Consider the following 17,583-nt stretch of genomic DNA (forward strand, 5'->3'; position numbering starts at 1 on the left):
AAGATCAAAAGATCGCAGCCTTCGGCAGCTCCGACAGGGGGGCATCAAAAAAAGGGGGTTACCAGGATGAGCTCTCACCACTCCTCAACGCCATCTCCCGCCGACTACTCGCCCGCATCGCCTTGATCAGCGACACCGTGCCCACCAGCAATATCGCCGCACCAAACACAAAGTCGATGTTGTACAACTGAAAGTCCTGCACCGGCCCGACCAGCACCACCCGCACCACGGCAATCCCCACCAGCGTGGCCAGAAAATCGATACCCGGTTCGTCGCGATAAAACACCAGCATCAGCGGCAGGCATAACACCAGCAACATCAACAACACCACGACTTTGAACGAGTCCTTACGCTCAACGCTAAAGGCACATTCGTGCGCCCCGTAAGCCTTGTAATCCTCGTCGCGGATCAGCGAGTTTTTCTCGTTGATGTAGTCGACGCGGTTGTACTTCTGGATTGGCGTGAAGGTGTTGGACATTTCCATCAGCGTGGTGATGTTCCTGAAACGCAGGTCGATGCGCTCGCTGCCCTTGAGGTAATAGAGCACCGGTTTGTAGCCATAGCGATAGGTGTCAAACGGGAACGCGGCGACCTGGCCCTGAACGCCGATCGGACGAGGTTCCAGTTCGGCGTAAGCGCTTTTGTTGGAGGAGGCGAGGTTGCGACTGAGCGGCTGAACCTTGACTTGCTCAAGGAAAATCGGTGTCGCGCCGAAGGTCCACTGTAACGGTTCCATTCTCAGGCGCAGCTCATTGCGACCGAGGTCGTAGCGATTGAACGTGCGCTCGGAAACCACCAATGAGCCGCCGACCATGAACTCGCCGCGCAGGTTATTGGTGACGCGCAAGGTCAGTTGATCCTTGCCCAGCAACGCCGCTTGCGTGGACGGTGGCGTGCCGCACCACGCGGTGCTTTCGCCGACACCGCCGAGCTGGCCGTTGCGGTTTTCCTTGAACACATAGAAGTAACTGGCCCACAGCGTCAGCATCAACAGCACCGCTGTGAGACCCAAAATCTTTTTGCCCACACTCACAAACCCGACTCCCTTCATCGATTCCATCGTCCAGCCGAATCCCGCTGGCGGGCGGGACTTTAACAAAATGCCATCATCGACCCAAGGAAATATCCCCGATGGCAGAGGCCCGTAAGGGTTTCCCCCACATCCAAAAATATTGGAATGGGCGCCGGAGATCCCTTGTAGGAGCTGAGCTTGCTCGCGAAGGCGGCGTGTCAGGCACTAACAGTTTGACTGGTATACCGCTTTCGCGAGCAAGCTCGGCTCCTACAGAACATCTACACGTTACAGATTCGGAAAAAACCAAAAAAACCATATCAGACCGCGTCAGATAGCCGCAGGCAAAGCCAAAATCTGATCCGCACAAATCAACAATTCCTGAGCCTGTTTTGTTTTCCACGGTGTTCCTACAGTGCAGCCCATGCCAGACCGGGTGGCCTGGCAAGACTTTGCAACCGTGGATGAACTGACCATGAGCACAGCAATAATCGGACAGGCTTATAACTACAAGGTCGTCCGCCAATTCGTCATTGCGACCATTTTCTGGGGTGTCGTAGGGATGGCGATGGGGGTATGGATCGCCTCTCAATTGGTATGGCCGGACATGAATCTGGACTTGCCGTGGACCACCTTCGGCCGCTTGCGACCGTTGCACACCAGCCTGGTGATTTTCGGCTTCGCCGGCAGCGCGCAATTCGCCGCCAGTTACTACGCAGTACAGCGCACCTGCCAGGTGAGGCTGTACTCGGACACCCTCGCAGCGTTCACTTTCTGGGGCTGGCAATCGGTGATCGTGATCATGCTGATCACCCTGCCGCTGGGCTACACCACCACCAAGGAATACGCCGAAATAGAATTTTCCGGCGCGGTGTGGATGGCCGTGGTCTGGGTCGCCTACGCCGTGGTGTTCTTCACCACCGTGGTGCAGCGCAAAACCAAACACATTTACGTCGGCAACTGGTTTTTCGGCGCGTTCATTCTGGTGATTGCGATGCTGCACGTGGTCAATCACCTGTCGATTCCGGTCGACTGGTTCAAGTCGTATCCGGTGTATTCCGGGGCCACCGACGCGATGGTGCAGTGGTGGTACGGGCACAACGCGGTGGGTTTTTTCCTCACCACCGGTTTCCTCGGGATGATGTATTACTTCGTGCCGAAACAGGTCAATCGGCCGGTGTATTCGTATCGGTTGTCGATCGTGCACTTCTGGGCATTGATCACCCTGTACATCTGGGCCGGCCCGCACCACTTGCACTACACCGCGCTGCCGGACTGGGCGCAGTCACTCGGCATGGCCATGTCGCTGATCCTGCTCGCGCCGAGCTGGGGCGGGATGATCAACGGCATGATGACGCTCTCCGGCGCCTGGCATAAATTGCGCACCGACCCGATTCTGCGCTTTCTCGTGCTGTCGCTGGCGTTCTACGGCATGTCGACGTTCGAAGGGCCGATGATGGCGATCAAAACCGTCAACGCCCTCTCCCACTACACCGACTGGACCATCGGCCACGTTCACGCCGGGGCGTTGGGCTGGGTGGCGATGATCACCTTCGGCGCGACCTACCACATGGTGCCGAAAGTCTTCGGCCGCGAGCAGATGTACAGCACGCCGCTGATCAACCTGCACTTCTGGCTGGCGACGATTGGCACGGTGCTGTACATCGCCTCGATGTGGGTCAACGGCATCACTCAGGGCCTGATGTGGCGGGCGATCAACGAGGACGGCACGCTGACGTACTCGTTTGTCGAAGCGCTGCAGGCCAGTCACCCTGGGTTCATCGTGCGTTTTGCCGGCGGGGTGTTTTTTCTTAGCGGGATGTTGCTGATGGCTTACAACGTCTGGCGTACGGTGCGCGTGGCTGATGTGGCACTGGCTCAGCGTGAAGCGCAGATTGCATGAGCCTGGGAGGCTGTCATGATCGAGGTGTTTTTTGATGGGCTGGGCGTGGTGTTTTTGTGGCTGGCGGTGGAGTACTGCTTGCGACGGGAGACGGCGGAGAGTCTGGATGAGGCGAGTATGGTGCCGTTTGCTGATGATCCGGAGGTGGCGCGGCGGGTTGAGTTGGCTACCGGGAAAAGCGTGAAAGCGGTGGCGCCGGAAGCGCTAAAACCGGGTTGGATCAACCTCGATATGTAAATCCCGGCCCCTGTAGGAGCTGCCGAAGGCTGCGATCTTTTGACTTTGGATTTTTAGAAGCAAGATCAACAGATCGCAGCCTTCGGCAGCTCCTACAAAGGCGCGTGCGATCAGCCGCGTTCGCGGGGGATAAGGCTCTGCAATTGCAACGCCAAAAAATTCGCATCAAACACAAACGTGTCCGGATCCTTCAAACCATTGGTCTTGCGCCACTGCCACTCGCCGCCCGGCAGCCCCACCAACGAAATACTGCCGTAACGCGCCGCCGTCAGCCCCATCACCGCCAGCGAAATCTGCCCGGCGCTGCCCATCACATCGGGCACAAACTCCACCGGTTTGCCGGCAATCACGATGCTCAGTTTCTCGGTCTTGAACGTCGAGGTCTCGACCGGCGTACTCGGGCCGAACGCAACGTACGCCTCACGGCTGACTTCCAGCAGATTCGGCGCCTGCACCGGCTCCAGCCATCGCTGAATATCGCCGAACAGCCCTTCGATCCGGCTCGCCCAGACCTGCGACTGCGTTTCGAACAGTTGCTTTTTATGCGCTTCGCTTTCGGCGTAATGACGAAGCATCTCGCCCAGTTGCTGTACGTCGCTCATTGCTGTGTGCCTCGGAAAGGATCCTGCGATGTTCGATAGTGGCAGATCGAAGCCCCGGTGTACGGTAAATCGCCTGCGGTTTTGCAACACACCGTGACACTTGCGTGAAAGATCAGCAGTACAGTCAATTGCTGCTGGCATCAGGCCTTGAAGAAAAGGACACTCGGGGAAAACACAGATCATTGATCGAGGAATTTCAATGCGCACCATCGGCCTGATCGGCGGTATGAGCTGGGAGTCCAGCGCCGAATATTATCGACTCATCAACCAACAGGTTCGCGACCGGCTCGGGCCACTGCGTTCGGCGCAAATATTGATGTACAGCGTCGACTTTGGCCCGGTCGAACAAGCCCAGCACGCCGGGCGCTGGGACGATGCGGCGGCGATTCTGGTGGACGCCGCACGCAGGCTCGAAGCCGGCGGCGCTGATTGCGTGGTGCTGTGTACCAACACCATGCACAAGGTCGCCGAGCAGATTCAGGCAGCGATCAACATTCCGTTTTTGCACATCGCCGAACCGGCAGCCCAGGCGGCGCTGGCAATTGATGCGCACACCGTTGGCCTGCTCGGCACGGCGTTCACCATGGAACAGGATTTCCTCAAGCAGCGCCTGATCGCTCAGGGTTTGAAGGTTCTGGTGCCGGACGAAGCCGAGCGCAAGGACGTGCACCGGATCATCTACGACGAACTGTGTGTCGGCGTGATCAGCGAAGCCTCGCGGCAGACCTACCAAAAAGTTATTGAATCCCTGACCGCACGCGGCGCGCAGGCGATCATCCTCGGCTGCACCGAAATCGGTATGTTGGTCAAACCCGAACACAGCGCCCTGCCCCTGCTCGACACCACCGAACTGCATGCGCAGTCGGCTGTGGCGTTCGCACTGGGCGACTGAGTCAGATTTTAGTGCTGCGTCGCAGACGGGCCATGCTCAGGGTGTCGACCCATTGCCCGTCACGCACCGCGTAATCGCGGAACAGCCCTTCATCCTCGAACCCGAACTTGCGGTAGAGGCTGATCGCCGCTTCGTTGTCGGCATACACCGAAAGCTCGACGCGGTGCAGGTTCATCCAGTTGTCGGCGACGTCCAGTGCCGCCGTCAACAATTTCGACCCAACACCCTTGCCCTGCCACGCCACCGCAACGGCCATGCCGAAACTGCCGGCATGCGCCCGGCGAATCCGTGAAAACGCTTCCAGCCCGAGATTGCCGATCACCACACCTTCATGCAGCGCCACCAGCTTCACCGCCCGATCGTTTTCCGCCTGCAACCGCTGACGCCAGACTTCGGTGGATTGAAACGGCATCTGCAACACCTGCCGCGCGACGGCCGGGTCGTTGTAGAGCGCAGTGATGCCCTCAATGTGGGCTTCGCTGGAGCGTTCGATATGGATGTCGTCAGGCATGGCAGATCCGTCCGTGATCTCTATGTGGCCGTCCACTCTAAACCGACAACGCCCTCATCCGCCACAGACAAACCCGTGTAGGAGCTGCCGAAGGCTGCGATCTCTTGATCTTGATCTTAAAAACCAGGATCAAAAGATCGCAGCCTTCGGCAGCTCCTACAGGGGGATTGTGTTAGGTCAGGGCGACTTCTTCTTGCTCGGCGACGGCGACGGTTGCCGGGGTGGCTTGCGCGGTCTGGCTGAAATCGCGCAGATAGACGATGAATTCCTGCAACAGGCGATCCCACAATTCGAGGTTGCCGCGCAGGTGATCGTTGCTGACCCCGGCGCCGACCACCACGTCCATTTCCATCACCAGAAATTCGCCCTGCAACGACAACCGCGCAAAACGCCGAGTGGCGTTCCAGCGTTCCGCGACGCCGGCCGGCAGCTCACCTTGCACGCGCAATGCGCAACTGAAGGTGAAGTCGACGTAGCTGCCCTGCTCCGCCGCCGGATTGCCGAAACGCACGGCGTAGCCAATGCCCTGGCTGGCGCTGAGTAGCTGGACGATGCCGTTCTGTTCGGTCTGGTTGACGCGATAACCGGCCGCTTGCAGCACGTCGGTCAAGGATTGCGGGGACACCTGGGTGATCAATTGAGTCATTGGATCTTCCTTGTTCTTCAGATTGAGACGCCATGCTTGTGCTGATTTGGTCATGGCGTTTTCAAGCGTAGACCGTTCTGCCGGGTTGGCATGGAGAATCAAAATCAAAAGATCGCAGCCTTCGGCAGCTCCTACAGGGGAATACCGCCCAATGTAGGAGCTGCCGAAGGCTGCGATCTTTTGCTTCAGGAATAGACCGGCCAGGTGTCGACGATTTTGCTGCCGCGCACCGCCAGCAGGTCGCCAAATTGCAGCAGCACGGCTTCAGTCTGGGTCGGGCGCAGGAACACTTGATCCTCCACGTTCAGGCCGACAGCGCTGGAGCCGTTGACCATTTCCTGATTCGAGCTGCGCCCGTATACCGTGTTGCTCTGCAAACCCTGCGGCGATTCGAATTCGGCCATCCAGTTGCCGCCGTAGATGAAAAAGGTCTCGCGCTGATTCGCGTCCCACCAAGAAAACAGCCGCGACTTGTCGTCCAGCGCCGGGATGTTCACCGCGCCGGTGCTTTTCAACACCGGCGTGGCGATATAGGTCGCAGGTACATGCTCGGTCAGCGACGGCAAATCGTAGTGCGTCGGCTTGAGCATCGCCGTGCCCACCGACACTTCCGTGCTGAGTTGCTCGTTTTCATGCATGCGATAACTCGGGCTACCGGCAGTGTTCAGGCACAAACCTTCGTGCCACAAACCGGGAAACTGCTGTCGAGTGAAATCAACGCAGCGCTGATAAATCACCATGACCTTGGCGAACAATTCCTCGGGCGAACCGAGTATCCCCGGCACGCCCATGCCCACGAACGGGTCGTAGCCCATAAACCCGGCAAACTGCAGATGCTGCGGGTTGGCGCTGATCAGGGTGAGCATTTGCCCCAGCACATTCACATCGCTGACCCCGCCACGATGCAGGCCAACATCCAGCTCGATGTTGATGCGCATCCGCGTGCCCAATCCCTGCGCGAGTTGCAGGTATTGCTGCAATCGTTCAGGGCCGTCGAGCAGCCATTGCAACTGCTTCGACGGATCAAACGGGCCTTTGTGGGTTTGGTAAAACAACTCGGCTGAACGTACCGGCAACGGCTTGCCGAGCAAAATATCCGACTGCGGAAACGTCACCGCATCGTGATTTAGAAACGGCTGATGAAACGACATCAAACGCTGTGTCCCCGCGCGTTGCGCGATGTAACTCAGCAGCCCCGGCGACGGCAGTGATTTCTCGACCAGGCGCAACTGTTTGCCGCCGCGCTTCACCGACTGCATGACCACGTCGATGTTGTGATCGAGTCGATCCAGATCGATCAGAAGCACCGGCCGCATCGGGCCTTTATCTTTCAACTCGCGATTGAGCGCACGAAAATAATCGGTGTACGGCCCGCCGCGATCGCCCGGCCGCAACCACGCGCCAACCCCGAGCAGCAAGGCGCCGACGCCCAATGTACCGAGCAGGAAGTTACGTCGATTAACCGCCATCAGCTCACCCCCAAAATAGATGACAGATGCGCGTTCAAGAACCGCCCGCTCGGATCCAGCGCCTGGCGCACATCGACAAATTCGCGCCAGCGCGGGTACAGCGGTTGCAGGTTTTTCGCGTTGAGCGTGTGCAATTTGCCCCAGTGCGGGCGGCCGTTGTACTTCCAGAAAATCGGCTCGACCGCCGCAAAAAAGTTGTGATGATCCATCTGGTAATGCTGGTGCACCGAGATCGAACAGCTGTCGCGGCCCTCGAACATGCTCAGCGGAATGTCGTCGGCTTTGACGTAGCGGTACTCGATGGGAAACCAAGTGCGCAGATCCTTGTCCTGAATCAGCTTGAGAATCTCGCGCAGGCAGGCCGGGCCGTGTTCGGCGGGCACCGAATATTCCATCTCGTTGAAGCGCACGGTGCGCACGTTGGCGTAGATGTCGAACGAGTCGCCGATGCGATCATCGAAACTCGCCAAATGGCGCAGGCTGTTGAGCATGGTGCGGCGCAGGTCGGGGAAGTCGCTGGCGTATTTGTCGATCTTCTCGATCAGGGTGACGAACTCGTTGCCGCCCTCTTCTTCCGGCGGGATGGGCGGCGTGGCCGGCTCGTCGGTTTCGTTGAGGGCGATGGACAAGGCGTAGTCGGAGTGGGTGACGACGAGCATTTCCCAGTGCTGGTTTTCGCTGGTGTTCTTGTCGATGTCTTCCAGCAGCTCTTCGGTCTTGGCGATCCATTGGCGTTCGCGCAGGCGATAAGCCGGACGGTTTTGCAGACGAATTTTGGTCGCCACGCCGAGGGCGCCGAGGGAGACCCGCGCCGCGTTGAACACCTCGGGATGACGCTGACTGTCGCAATCGAGCACCTCGCCGCTGGCCGTCACCAACTGCATGCCGCAGACGTGGGCCGAGTAGGACTGGAAGTTTTTGCCGGTGCCGTGGGTCGAGGTGGAGATCGCGCCGGCGAGGGTCTGGTAGTCGATGTCGGCCATGTTTTGCAGGGCCTGGCCGATGTCTTTTAACGGTACGCCCATGCGCGACATTGGTGTGCCGGCGGCGAATTCCGCCTGTAAGGTTTTTGCATCGTGATCGAGCAGGCCGTTGAAGTAGCTCAGCGACAGCAGCGTGCCGTCGGTGGGCACCAGAGCGCTGAAGGAATGTGCCGAACCGACCGGGCGGATCTTGCCTTGGGCCTGTTTGATCACACTTGTCAGTTCGTCGAGATTCTTCGGCGCAAGGCGCGCCGCCGGCAAGCAACTCTGCCCGCCCGACCAGTTGCGCCACGGAATCAGCCGTGGCGCGCGCATCAATTGGCCGAGAGCCGGATTGCTCGCCAACGCGCTGAACGCGCCGATGATGCTTGCCCGTTGCAATAACTGGCGCCGTGTCAGATCCATCGTCATGCCGGGCACCTTATTGTGGGAGCGGCTGGTCGGCCATGAAGCCGATCAATTGCAGAAATTGTTCTTCGCTGCACTCGACGCACTGACCCATCGGCGGCATGCCGTTGTAGCCGTTGATGGCGTGGTCGAGCAGCGTGTCGGCGCCTTGCTGGATGCGCGGTTCCCAGGCTTTGCGATCACCCGTGAGCGGCGCGTTGGCGGCGGGATTGGCGTGGCAGAGCTGGCAACTGTTGGCGTAGATCTGCGCCAGTGCCGGGTCTTTGGGCATGGCGTTGTTGGCGGTGGTGGTCGGAGGTTTGGGGTCTTCGCCGCAGCCACACAGCGCCACGGATAAAGTCAGCAGTAATGTGATGGGAATTGCCCGCATGACGATCCTCAAGGGTGGCATCGCTTATTGTTGTGATCACACCTTAAGGCAGGCGCGCCAGCGGGTTGAGGGCATTGCGGGACAGTGAGGGGGGCAAACGGGGCCAGCCGAATCCGACATATCCCCCTGTTGATGATCGTTCCCACGCTCAGCGTGGGAACGATCAGATCAAAAGATCGCAGCCTTCGGCAGCTCCTACAGGGATACTGTGTGGCCACCCCTTCTGTTCTGCGGTCTGATGATCGTTCCCACGCTCTGCGTGGGAATGCAGCCCCGGACGCTCTGCGTCCGATTGGAACGCAAAGCCTCCCTTGAGGCATTCCCACGCAGAGCATGGGAACGATCAGATCAAAAGATCGCAGCCTTCGGCAGCTCCTACAGGGGGGGCTATGGGGCCACCCCTTCTGTTCTGGGGGTTTGGGTGACATTCGGGTGACATTTGCGGGTTTAAAATTCAGGGCATTCAGGCGTATAACCGTTACAGACTTTCAAATTGGTACGCGGGGTAGCGACATGACCACAGCAAACATCCTTGGCAATCTGTTCCCTTCTGTCAGCGACATCCCGGAAAAATATCGCCTCGACGGTCAGGTCGAGCAACGTGAATATCTGGTCGACGGCCAGTTGCGCCGTTGGGACGGCCCGCTCGCCACGGTGCGCAGCCCGGTGTATCTGCACGGTGACAATGGCGACGAACAAGTCATCCTCGGCAGCACGCCGTTGCTTGATGCCGACACCGCCCTCACCGCCCTCGACGCCGCCGTGCGTGCCTACGACCGTGGCCAGGGCCTGTGGCCGACCATGCGCGTGGCCGAACGCATTCAGCACGTCGAAGCCTTCCTCGGCCGCATGCGCCAACAGCGCGATGCCGTGGTGAAACTGCTGATGTGGGAGATCGGCAAGAACCTCAAGGACTCGGAAAAAGAGTTCGACCGTACTTGCGATTACATCGTCGACACCATCAACGCGCTCAAGGAACTCGACCGCCGCTCCAGCCGTTTCGAGCTGGAACAGGACACCCTCGGCCAGATCCGCCGCGTTCCATTGGGCGTCGCGCTGTGCATGGGCCCTTACAACTATCCGCTGAACGAGACCTTCACCACGCTGATCCCGGCGCTGATCATGGGCAACACCGTGGTGTTCAAACCGGCCAAGCTCGGCGTCCTGCTGATCCGCCCTCTGCTTGAAGCCTTCCGCGACAGCTTCCCGACCGGCGTGATCAACGTGATCTACGGCAGCGGCCGCGAAACGGTCAGCGCGCTGATGGCCAGCGGCAAGATCGATATTTTCGCCTTCATCGGCACCAACAAAGCCGCCAGCGACCTGAAAAAACTGCACCCAAAACCACACCGCTTGCGCGCCGCCTTGGGTCTGGACGCGAAGAACCCGGGCATCGTCTTGCCGGAAGTCGATCTGGACAATGCCGTCAGCGAAGCCGTCACCGGTTCGCTGTCGTTCAACGGCCAGCGCTGCACCGCACTGAAAATCCTCTTCGTCCATGAAGACGTGGTCGACAGCTTCATCGAGAAATTCAACGCCAAACTGGCCACGCTGAAACCGGGCATGCCGTGGGACAGCGGTGTGTCGCTGACGCCGCTGCCGGAGGCTGGCAAAGTCGATTATCTGCACGGTCTGGTGGCCGACGCGCAGAGCAAAGGCGCGCAAGTGGTCAACCCCAATGGCGGCGAATCCCGCGAGTCGTTCTTCTACCCGGCGGTGCTTTACCCGGTGAACCCGCAGATGCGCGTTTATCAGGAAGAGCAGTTCGGCCCGGTGGTGCCGATCGTGCCGTACCGTCACCTCGATACGGTGATCGATTACGTGCTGGAGTCGGATTTCGGCCAGCAGCTGAGCATCTTCGGCACCAACCCGGTGGCGGTCGGCCGACTGGTCGACACCTTTGCCAATCAGGTCGGGCGGATCAACCTCAACGCGCAATGCCAGCGTGGCCCGGACACTTATCCGTTCAACGGGCGCAAAAACTCGGCTGAAGGGACGTTGTCGGTGCACGACGCCTTGCGGGTGTTTTCGATCCGCACGCTGGTGGCGACCAAGTTCCAGGACAGCAACAAGGATCTGATCAGCGAAATCATTCGTGGCCGCGATTCGAGTTTCCTGACCACGGACTACATCTTCTAAGCGGATTGGGAAGTCATCAGCTTCTCGTCTAAATCCACAAAGCCCCCGGCATTTCAGTGTCTACACTGATTCCAGCGCTGCACTGGATACCGGGAGCTGGACATGCTTGATTACGTCGCGTTGGGTCTGTTGGTGTTTGTCGGTCTCGTGCTGTTCTACGGGATCATCGTGCTGCATGACATTCCGTACGAAATTGCCGTTCACCGTAATCACCCGCATCAGGATGCGATCCATGCCACGGGCTGGGTCAGCCTGTTCACCCTGCATGCGCTGTGGCCGTTTCTGTGGATCTGGGCGATGGCGTATCGCGAGGATCGCGGTTGGGGTTTCGGTGACGGCAAACCGGTGCAGAACCATGTGCTGCGGCTGGAGCAGCAAGTCATAGAGCTGCAAGGTCGCATTGAGCGGCTTGAGGCGCAGTCACCGCGCTCTGATAAAGAGGGGAACTGAGCATGGATCTGCTGCTCATCCTCACGTACGCCGCATTCTGTGTCGCGCTGTTCAAGATCTTCCGCATCCCGCTGAATAAATGGACGGTGCCCACCGCCGTGTTGGGCGGAATTCTGATCATCGGTGCGCTGATTTTCACCATGAACTACAACCACCCCTACTCCGAGGTGGCGCGTTCCTACTTCGTTTCTGTGCCAGTGATTCCCATCGTCAGCGGCCAGGTGATCGAAGTACCGGTGCACGGCAACGAGCCGCTGGAAAAAGGCGATGTGCTGTTTCGCATCGATCCGACGCCGTTTGAAAACCGGGTGAAATCGCTGAAGGCGCAACTGGTCGCGGCCAAGGGCGATCGTTATCGCATCACCGAATTGATCCGCCGTAACTTCGGCACTCAGCGCGAACTGGATGCCGCCATCTCACGCACCGATGACCTGCAGGCGCAACTCGACAACGCCCAGTTCGAGCTGGACAACACCACCGTTCGCGCGCCGAGCAAAGGTTTCGTCACCCACGTTTCGTTGCGTCCGGGGATGATGGCGAGCAAGTTGCCGCTGCGCCCGTCCATGGTGTTTATTCCCGAAGAAGGCCAGTATTTTGCTGCGTGGATGCGTCAGAACAGCCTGCTGCGTCTGACCGTCGGCGACGAGGCAGAAGTCGCCTTCGACGGCATTCCCGGCAAGGTCTTCGAAGGTCGGGTGAAAAGCGTCATCGGCGTGATTGCCGAAGGACAGATTCAACCGTCCGGCACGTTGATCGGCTACACCGGTTCACCGCCGGCCGGGCGAGTGCCGGTGATCATTGAGATCACCGATCCGGACTACGCCCAGTACGCCAAACAGATGCCCGGCGGCGCTTACGGTCAGGCGGCGCTGTACAGTCAGCACTTTCATCACATCGGCGCGATGCGCAAAATTCTCCTGCGCATGGCGGCCTGGATGAATTACATTTTCCCTTTCCATTGATCTGAAAAACACTGACGAGAGGTTCGCACTGAGTACTCACAGCACCCATCGACTGCCACCGCTATTGCGCCGAATCCTGCGACCGTTGCTCGATCCATACCGGCGCTACCGCCACGCCCGACTGATCCACGCCGTGCGTGTTGCCCTCGGTTTGTTGGCGACGATTCTGCTGACCACCGGCATCAATCTGCCCCACGGCGAGTGGGCTTCGGTGACCATGCTGGTGGTAATTGGCGGCTTGCAACACCACGGTAACATCGGCAAAAAAGCCGCCGAACGCGCCACCGGCACGTTGATCGGCGCCGCCGTAGGCTTGGTTCTCGTGGCGCAACAGGCGTGGCTCGGCATGCCGTGGCTGACGTACTTTGCGATGGCGGTGGTCTGCGGATTCTTCTCCTATCACGCCATCGGCAAGGGGGGTTACACCGCCCTGCTCTCGGCGATCACGGTGTTTATTGTCGCCGGGCATGGCGACAATCCGATCACCGACGGCTTGTGGCGCGGCGTCGATATTCTGATCGGCATCGCCCTCGCCCTGGCCTTTTCCTTCGCGTTGCCGCTGTACGCCGTGTACTCGTGGCGCTACAACCTCGCTGATGCGCTGCGCGATTGCGCCACGGTGTATGGACGGATCATCAGCGGCCAACCGGTCAGCGCCGATGAACATCTGAAACTGATGGGCCGTTTGAGCGCGGTGATGGTGCAACTGCGCTCGCTGATGCCGTCCGTGTCCAAGGAAGTGAAGATCTCCATGACCGAACTGGATGCGATCCAGCGCAACCTGCGCATGTGCATCAGCACCCTGGAAATCCTCGGCAACACCCGCCCGGACGCTAACGACCCCGAGGCCATGGCGCATCTGCAATCAGCGCTGAAGGCCGAACACCGGCAGATTCGGGTGCAATTGATCGGCATGGCGCGGGCGTTGAAAACCGGCGCAAGCCAACGTCTCGATCGACCTGTGGAGTTGCCGGACGCCGGCCTGGACGCACCGGTTTACAGTGCGCTGGACGGTTATCGCTTATTGACCCGACAGCTTGCTGCGAACATCGGCGACATGCGTCAGCGGCTAGCGAAAACCGCGCCGCGCTGGAACATCTGAAGCGCGGCGAATTTTCCCATGTAACAACGCGGACATGATCACTACAATGCGCCATCGCAAAGTACGTGAATGGATGCGCACATGCAGTTCAGGGAAAACATCAATGCTTTGAGGGCACTCGCCGTTTTGTCGGTGGTGCTCTTTCACTTCAACGTCCTCGGTTTCGATGGCGGCTTTGCCGGGGTTGACGTGTTTTTCGTGATCTCCGGTTTTCTCATGACCGGAATCATCTTCAGCGGCCTGCAACAACAAAAGTTTTCCCTGCTCGGCTTCTACGCCTCCAGAGCCCGACGGATCATCCCGGCGCTGGCGACGCTGTGCGTGGCGCTACTGATCTTCGGCTACGTGTATTTGCCGCTCGATGACTTCCGCGAATCGATCCGCACGATCAAAAGCAGTCTGCTGTTCAGCTCGAACTTCTTGTTCGCTAAAGACGGCAACTACTTCGACGCGCCGTTGCATGAAAACTGGTTGCTGCACACCTGGTCGCTCTCAGTCGAATGGCAGTTCTACATGCTCTACCCCGTGCTGGTGATGGGGCTGTACAAATTCTTCGGTTCGCAAAAGACCCGCTATGCGCTGCTCGCACTGGCGGTGATCTCATTCGCCGCATCGGTAGTGGTGACCGAGAAAAATCCGACCTTTGCCTTCTATATGCTGCCCACCCGCGCGTGGGAAATGATTGCCGGCGGACTGGTCTTTCTGTTTCCGCTGCGGCTCAGCCAGCGTAATGGCTTGCTCAGCGAAGCGTTTGGCTTGATCGCGATTTTGATCAGCGTTCTGGGCTTTTCCGAAAACGATCTCTGGCCAGGTTATCTGGCGCTGCTGCCGGTGCTGGGGACGATGCTGGTGATTTACGGCAATACGCATTCGCTGTTCAGCCGCAACAAGGCGCTGCAATTTACCGGAAGCATTTCCTACTCCGTTTACCTCTGGCACTGGCCGCTGGTGGTGCTGCTGTATCTGTGCGGTTTGCTCAGCAGTTGGCCGCACATGCTGGGCGGCATTGTTCTGTCGTTCGTGCTCGGTGCGCTGTCATTCCGATACGTGGAATCGAAAACCCGCAAGATCACCACGCCGCCGCGCACGCTGTTCAAGTTCGCCGCGCTGACGGTGGCGGTCATTGCCGTGGCGTCGGTGACCTCGTCGCTAGTAAAGAAGTATCCCGCTGCGCGGTTTGCATTCGTCGACCTCGGACAACCGCAATACGCCAGCAAACTCTACCCAAAAGCGTGCTACCCCAACGCCTACGACGCGGCGGACTGCAAGCTGGGCACCGGGGACGTTTCAGTGATTTTGTTCGGCGACAGTCATGCCGAATCGACCGCCGCTGCGGTGCAGATAAACAATCCGCACGCCGCGCTATCGTGGTCACGCGGTGGCTGTCCTCAACTGCAGAACTTCGAAATGCACGACAAGGATCTTCAAGCCAAGTGCCAAGCCTTCAACCATGAAAAGCTGCAGATCTTGAAGGATTCATACAAGGGCGTTCCGGTGGTGCTGTTCAGTCGGGCCGCGCTGTATTCCGATCCCGGCCGGGGCAACAGCTATCGCATTCACTTCCCTGACAGCCCCAAAGGTGAATCGGCCTTCATCGACGAATACGTGGCCGAGTACAGCAAAACCGTGTGTGCGATCGCGCAAAACCATCCGGTGTATATCGTCCGGCCGATCCCGGAAATGCCCTTCAGCGTATATAAAGGCCTGAACCTCAATCAGCGGATTTTCCAGCAGACCGCCGATATCTCAGTGTCTTTGGTCGACTATCAAAAACGCAACAGGATCGCCAATTTCACCATCGAAGCCGCTGCGAAACAGTGCAACGCAACAGTGATCGACCCGACGCCATTGCTGTGCCCCGACGGCAATTGCATGGGTTCGCTGAATGGCGAGCCGCTGTACTTTGATGACAATCATCTGGTCGATGCCGGCAATCAGCTGTTGAAAGGCGCGTTCAAAGATTTAATCAAAGCCATTTAAGGCCGTGCAGCGACACCGGTTCTGAACTTGAAACCCCAGCCCTGCTGCATGCCCGCTGCCGCCAGCAGAATCGCCGCCACGCCCAGCCATTGCAGCGGTTGCAGTCGATGACCGAAGGCAAACCAATCGACGAAAATCGCCGCAATCGGATAGATGAACGACAGCGCACCGGTCAGTGCGGTCGGCAGTTTCTGGATCGCGCCGTAGAGCAGCACGTACATCAGACCGGTGTGGACGATGCCCAGCGTGATCAGACTGGCCCACGCACTCGGCGCTTGCGGCAGCGCGGAGAAATGCGCGAACGGTGCGAGCAAGAGTACGCCGGTGCAGACCTGGATCAGCGCGATCAGATGCGGCGGTGTGCCGGTCAGGCGTTTGATGATCAGCGCGGCTATCGCGTAAAGAAACGCCGCGCCCAGCGCCAGGGCAATGCCCATCAGGTAATCGTTTCCGCTCTCGCCCTGCGTACCGTGGGCGCTGACAATCGCCAGCATCCCCATAAATGAAATCGCCAGCCAGAACAGTTTCTGCAGGGTGATTTTTTCGCCGAGAAACAGCGCCGCCAACCCCACCAACATGAATGGCTGCACGTTGTACACCGCCGTGCCGATGGCAATTGAGGCTTTCGAATACGAGGCGAACAACAGCAGCCAGTTGCCAACAATCGCCACACCGCTGAGCACCGCCAGCAAGAATGTGGTGCGAGTGAGGATGCCCGGGCGCAGAAAGCCGAACGCAGCGCAAATCAGCAACAAGGTGCCAGCGCCGAACACGCAGCGCCAGAACACCACGTCCAGCACCGGTTGCCCGGAGACCAACACGAACCAGCCGATGGTTCCGGATATCAGCATGGCGGCGGTCATTTCAAATGAGCCGCGGCGGATTGTTGTGTCCATCATTTATCTCCTGTCTTTGTGACAAAAGTATGCCAAGCGGACAGCGGCTCTCTCCAGAGCAAAAGACAGGCTAAACTGCGAATCTGCCTTTTTTATCGCGGGTGATTTTCTGAAATCGCCTAATCCGGGAGGAGCTACATGACTGACGATATCGACCAGATTCTGATTAGCGCATTGATGGAAGACTCGCGCCGCTCGCTCAAGGCATTGGCGCAGATCAGCGGATTGTCGTCACCCAGCGTGGCCGAGCGCTTGAAGCGTCTGGAAGAACGCGGCGTACTCAAGGGCTACACCGTCGAGATCGATCCGAAATGCTTCGGCTATCAACTGCAAGCCATCGTCCGCGTGCGCCCGTTGCCGGGGCAGTTGCAGGAAGTCGAGCGGCAGATCATGTCGATCCCCGAATTCACCGAATGCGACAAGGTGACGGGCGAAGACTGCTTTATCGCCCGCCTGCATGTGCGCTCGATGGAAGAACTGGACACCCTCCTCGACCGCCTCAATACGCTGGCGGAAACCAACACCGCGATCGTCAAGAAAACTCCGGTCAAGCGCCGTCTGCCACCGATGGCGTGAGTGCTTTTTCAGCACGTTCGGCGTAGATTGAGTTTTTTCCGGCGAAGGATTGGCGGTAATGAAAACTCAGGTCATGTTGATTGCAGCGGTGCTGCTCAGTGGTTGCGGGACAGTGCAAACGGTCGTGCGCAGCGATCAAGCCGCGGCCAAGAGTCTCAAGGACGAAAAAACCTACTGCGGCGCCGTGCCCCGAATCTACAGCGGCGTGACCTACGACTTCTGCCTGATGCATGCGGAAGTGAAAGACGGTGTCGACACCTTCGACTACAACAATGCCAACCCCGGCGTGCTGATCGATGCAGCGGCGTCCGGCGTCCTCGATACGCTGTTGCTGCCTTACACCATCTATAAACAGCACACAGACGGCAGCATTATTATCAATTGATCCCGTAAGCTTTCCTGCAGACAACAAAAAACCCGCCGAGGCGGGTTTTTCGTTTTCTAA

General features: G+C 58.8%; 18 protein-coding genes. 10 read left to right on the forward strand and 8 right to left on the reverse strand.

The window, feature by feature from the left end:
• Positions 1-58: 58 nt before the first annotated feature.
• A complete protein-coding gene (locus tag ACP3TY_RS12785) occupies positions 59-1,033 on the reverse strand; it encodes a hypothetical protein (protein ID WP_426620186.1) in 975 nt (324 codons plus the stop codon).
• A 454-nt stretch (positions 1,034-1,487) separates the two neighbouring features.
• Here ACP3TY_RS12785 and ccoN point away from each other — a divergent pair, with 454 nt between their 5' ends.
• Positions 1,488-2,915, forward strand: coding sequence for a cytochrome-c oxidase, cbb3-type subunit I (gene ccoN / locus ACP3TY_RS12790; RefSeq protein ID WP_053120937.1), 1,428 nt, complete (start codon positions 1,488-1,490; stop codon positions 2,913-2,915).
• A gap of 15 nt (positions 2,916-2,930) precedes the next feature.
• Entirely contained in the window at positions 2,931-3,152 is a 222-nt protein-coding gene (locus tag ACP3TY_RS12795; protein WP_053120649.1) for a hypothetical protein, read from the forward strand.
• Positions 3,153-3,262: 110 nt separating this feature from the next.
• Here ACP3TY_RS12795 and ACP3TY_RS12800 read toward each other — a convergent pair whose 3' ends face one another.
• Complete coding sequence (locus ACP3TY_RS12800) at positions 3,263-3,754, reverse strand: hypothetical protein (RefSeq protein WP_053120651.1); 492 nt, start codon at positions 3,752-3,754, stop codon at positions 3,263-3,265.
• A 199-nt stretch (positions 3,755-3,953) separates the two neighbouring features.
• Here ACP3TY_RS12800 and ACP3TY_RS12805 point away from each other — a divergent pair, with 199 nt between their 5' ends.
• The gene (locus ACP3TY_RS12805; RefSeq protein ID WP_426620188.1) at positions 3,954-4,646 is read left to right on the forward strand and encodes an aspartate/glutamate racemase family protein; all 693 of its coding nucleotides are present in this window, start codon (positions 3,954-3,956) and stop codon (positions 4,644-4,646) included.
• Position 4,647: 1 nt separating this feature from the next.
• Here ACP3TY_RS12805 and ACP3TY_RS12810 read toward each other — a convergent pair whose 3' ends face one another.
• The 5 genes from ACP3TY_RS12810 to ACP3TY_RS12830 form a co-directional block, all read right to left on the reverse strand.
• Positions 4,648-5,157: a GNAT family N-acetyltransferase gene (locus tag ACP3TY_RS12810; protein ID WP_426620189.1), complete on the reverse strand. Its 510-nt coding sequence runs from the start codon at positions 5,155-5,157 to the stop codon at positions 4,648-4,650.
• A gap of 172 nt (positions 5,158-5,329) precedes the next feature.
• Positions 5,330-5,803 (reverse strand): YbjN domain-containing protein, encoded by a 474-nt coding sequence (locus ACP3TY_RS12815; protein WP_212550690.1) that lies wholly within the window; start codon positions 5,801-5,803, stop codon positions 5,330-5,332.
• Positions 5,804-5,988: 185 nt separating this feature from the next.
• Positions 5,989-7,197, reverse strand: a complete 1,209-nt coding sequence (locus ACP3TY_RS12820) for a DSD1 family PLP-dependent enzyme (protein WP_426620472.1) — start codon at positions 7,195-7,197, stop codon at positions 5,989-5,991.
• A 74-nt stretch (positions 7,198-7,271) separates the two neighbouring features.
• On the reverse strand, positions 7,272-8,600 hold the full coding sequence (locus ACP3TY_RS12825) for a D-arabinono-1,4-lactone oxidase (protein ID WP_426620473.1): 1,329 nt from the start codon (positions 8,598-8,600) through the stop codon (positions 7,272-7,274).
• Between the two features lie 76 nt (positions 8,601-8,676).
• A complete protein-coding gene (locus ACP3TY_RS12830) occupies positions 8,677-9,033 on the reverse strand; it encodes a c-type cytochrome (protein WP_426620190.1) in 357 nt (118 codons plus the stop codon).
• A gap of 513 nt (positions 9,034-9,546) precedes the next feature.
• Here ACP3TY_RS12830 and ACP3TY_RS12835 point away from each other — a divergent pair.
• The 5 genes from ACP3TY_RS12835 to ACP3TY_RS12855 all read left to right on the forward strand — a co-directional run bounded on the left by ACP3TY_RS12835 (position 9,547) and on the right by ACP3TY_RS12855 (position 15,666).
• Positions 9,547-11,172 carry an NADP-dependent glyceraldehyde-3-phosphate dehydrogenase gene (locus ACP3TY_RS12835; RefSeq protein WP_426620192.1) on the forward strand — a complete coding sequence of 542 codons (1,626 nt, stop codon included), beginning with the start codon at positions 9,547-9,549 and terminating at the stop codon, positions 11,170-11,172.
• Between the two features lie 102 nt (positions 11,173-11,274).
• Complete coding sequence (locus ACP3TY_RS12840) at positions 11,275-11,622, forward strand: DUF3302 domain-containing protein (protein WP_053120668.1); 348 nt, start codon at positions 11,275-11,277, stop codon at positions 11,620-11,622.
• Between the two features lie 2 nt (positions 11,623-11,624).
• Entirely contained in the window at positions 11,625-12,584 is a 960-nt protein-coding gene (locus ACP3TY_RS12845) for an HlyD family secretion protein (protein WP_053120670.1), read from the forward strand.
• A 52-nt stretch (positions 12,585-12,636) separates the two neighbouring features.
• Positions 12,637-13,686, forward strand: coding sequence for an FUSC family protein (locus ACP3TY_RS12850; RefSeq protein ID WP_426620474.1), 1,050 nt, complete (start codon positions 12,637-12,639; stop codon positions 13,684-13,686).
• Between the two features lie 81 nt (positions 13,687-13,767).
• Positions 13,768-15,666, forward strand: a complete 1,899-nt coding sequence (locus ACP3TY_RS12855; RefSeq protein ID WP_426620194.1) for an acyltransferase family protein — start codon at positions 13,768-13,770, stop codon at positions 15,664-15,666.
• Here ACP3TY_RS12855 and ACP3TY_RS12860 read toward each other — a convergent pair.
• Positions 15,663-16,562: a DMT family transporter gene (locus ACP3TY_RS12860; protein WP_426620195.1), complete on the reverse strand. Its 900-nt coding sequence runs from the start codon at positions 16,560-16,562 to the stop codon at positions 15,663-15,665. The genes ACP3TY_RS12855 and ACP3TY_RS12860 overlap by 4 nt on opposite strands.
• A gap of 138 nt (positions 16,563-16,700) precedes the next feature.
• Here ACP3TY_RS12860 and ACP3TY_RS12865 point away from each other — a divergent pair, with 138 nt between their 5' ends.
• Positions 16,701-17,138: an Lrp/AsnC family transcriptional regulator gene (locus tag ACP3TY_RS12865; protein WP_426620197.1), complete on the forward strand. Its 438-nt coding sequence runs from the start codon at positions 16,701-16,703 to the stop codon at positions 17,136-17,138.
• A gap of 58 nt (positions 17,139-17,196) precedes the next feature.
• Positions 17,197-17,523, forward strand: a complete 327-nt coding sequence (locus tag ACP3TY_RS12870) for a YceK/YidQ family lipoprotein (protein WP_282355024.1) — start codon at positions 17,197-17,199, stop codon at positions 17,521-17,523.
• Positions 17,524-17,583 lie beyond the last annotated feature (60 nt).

Source organism: Pseudomonas rustica (assembly GCF_049959085.1).
GTDB classification, from domain to species: domain Bacteria; phylum Pseudomonadota; class Gammaproteobacteria; order Pseudomonadales; family Pseudomonadaceae; genus Aquipseudomonas; species Aquipseudomonas rustica.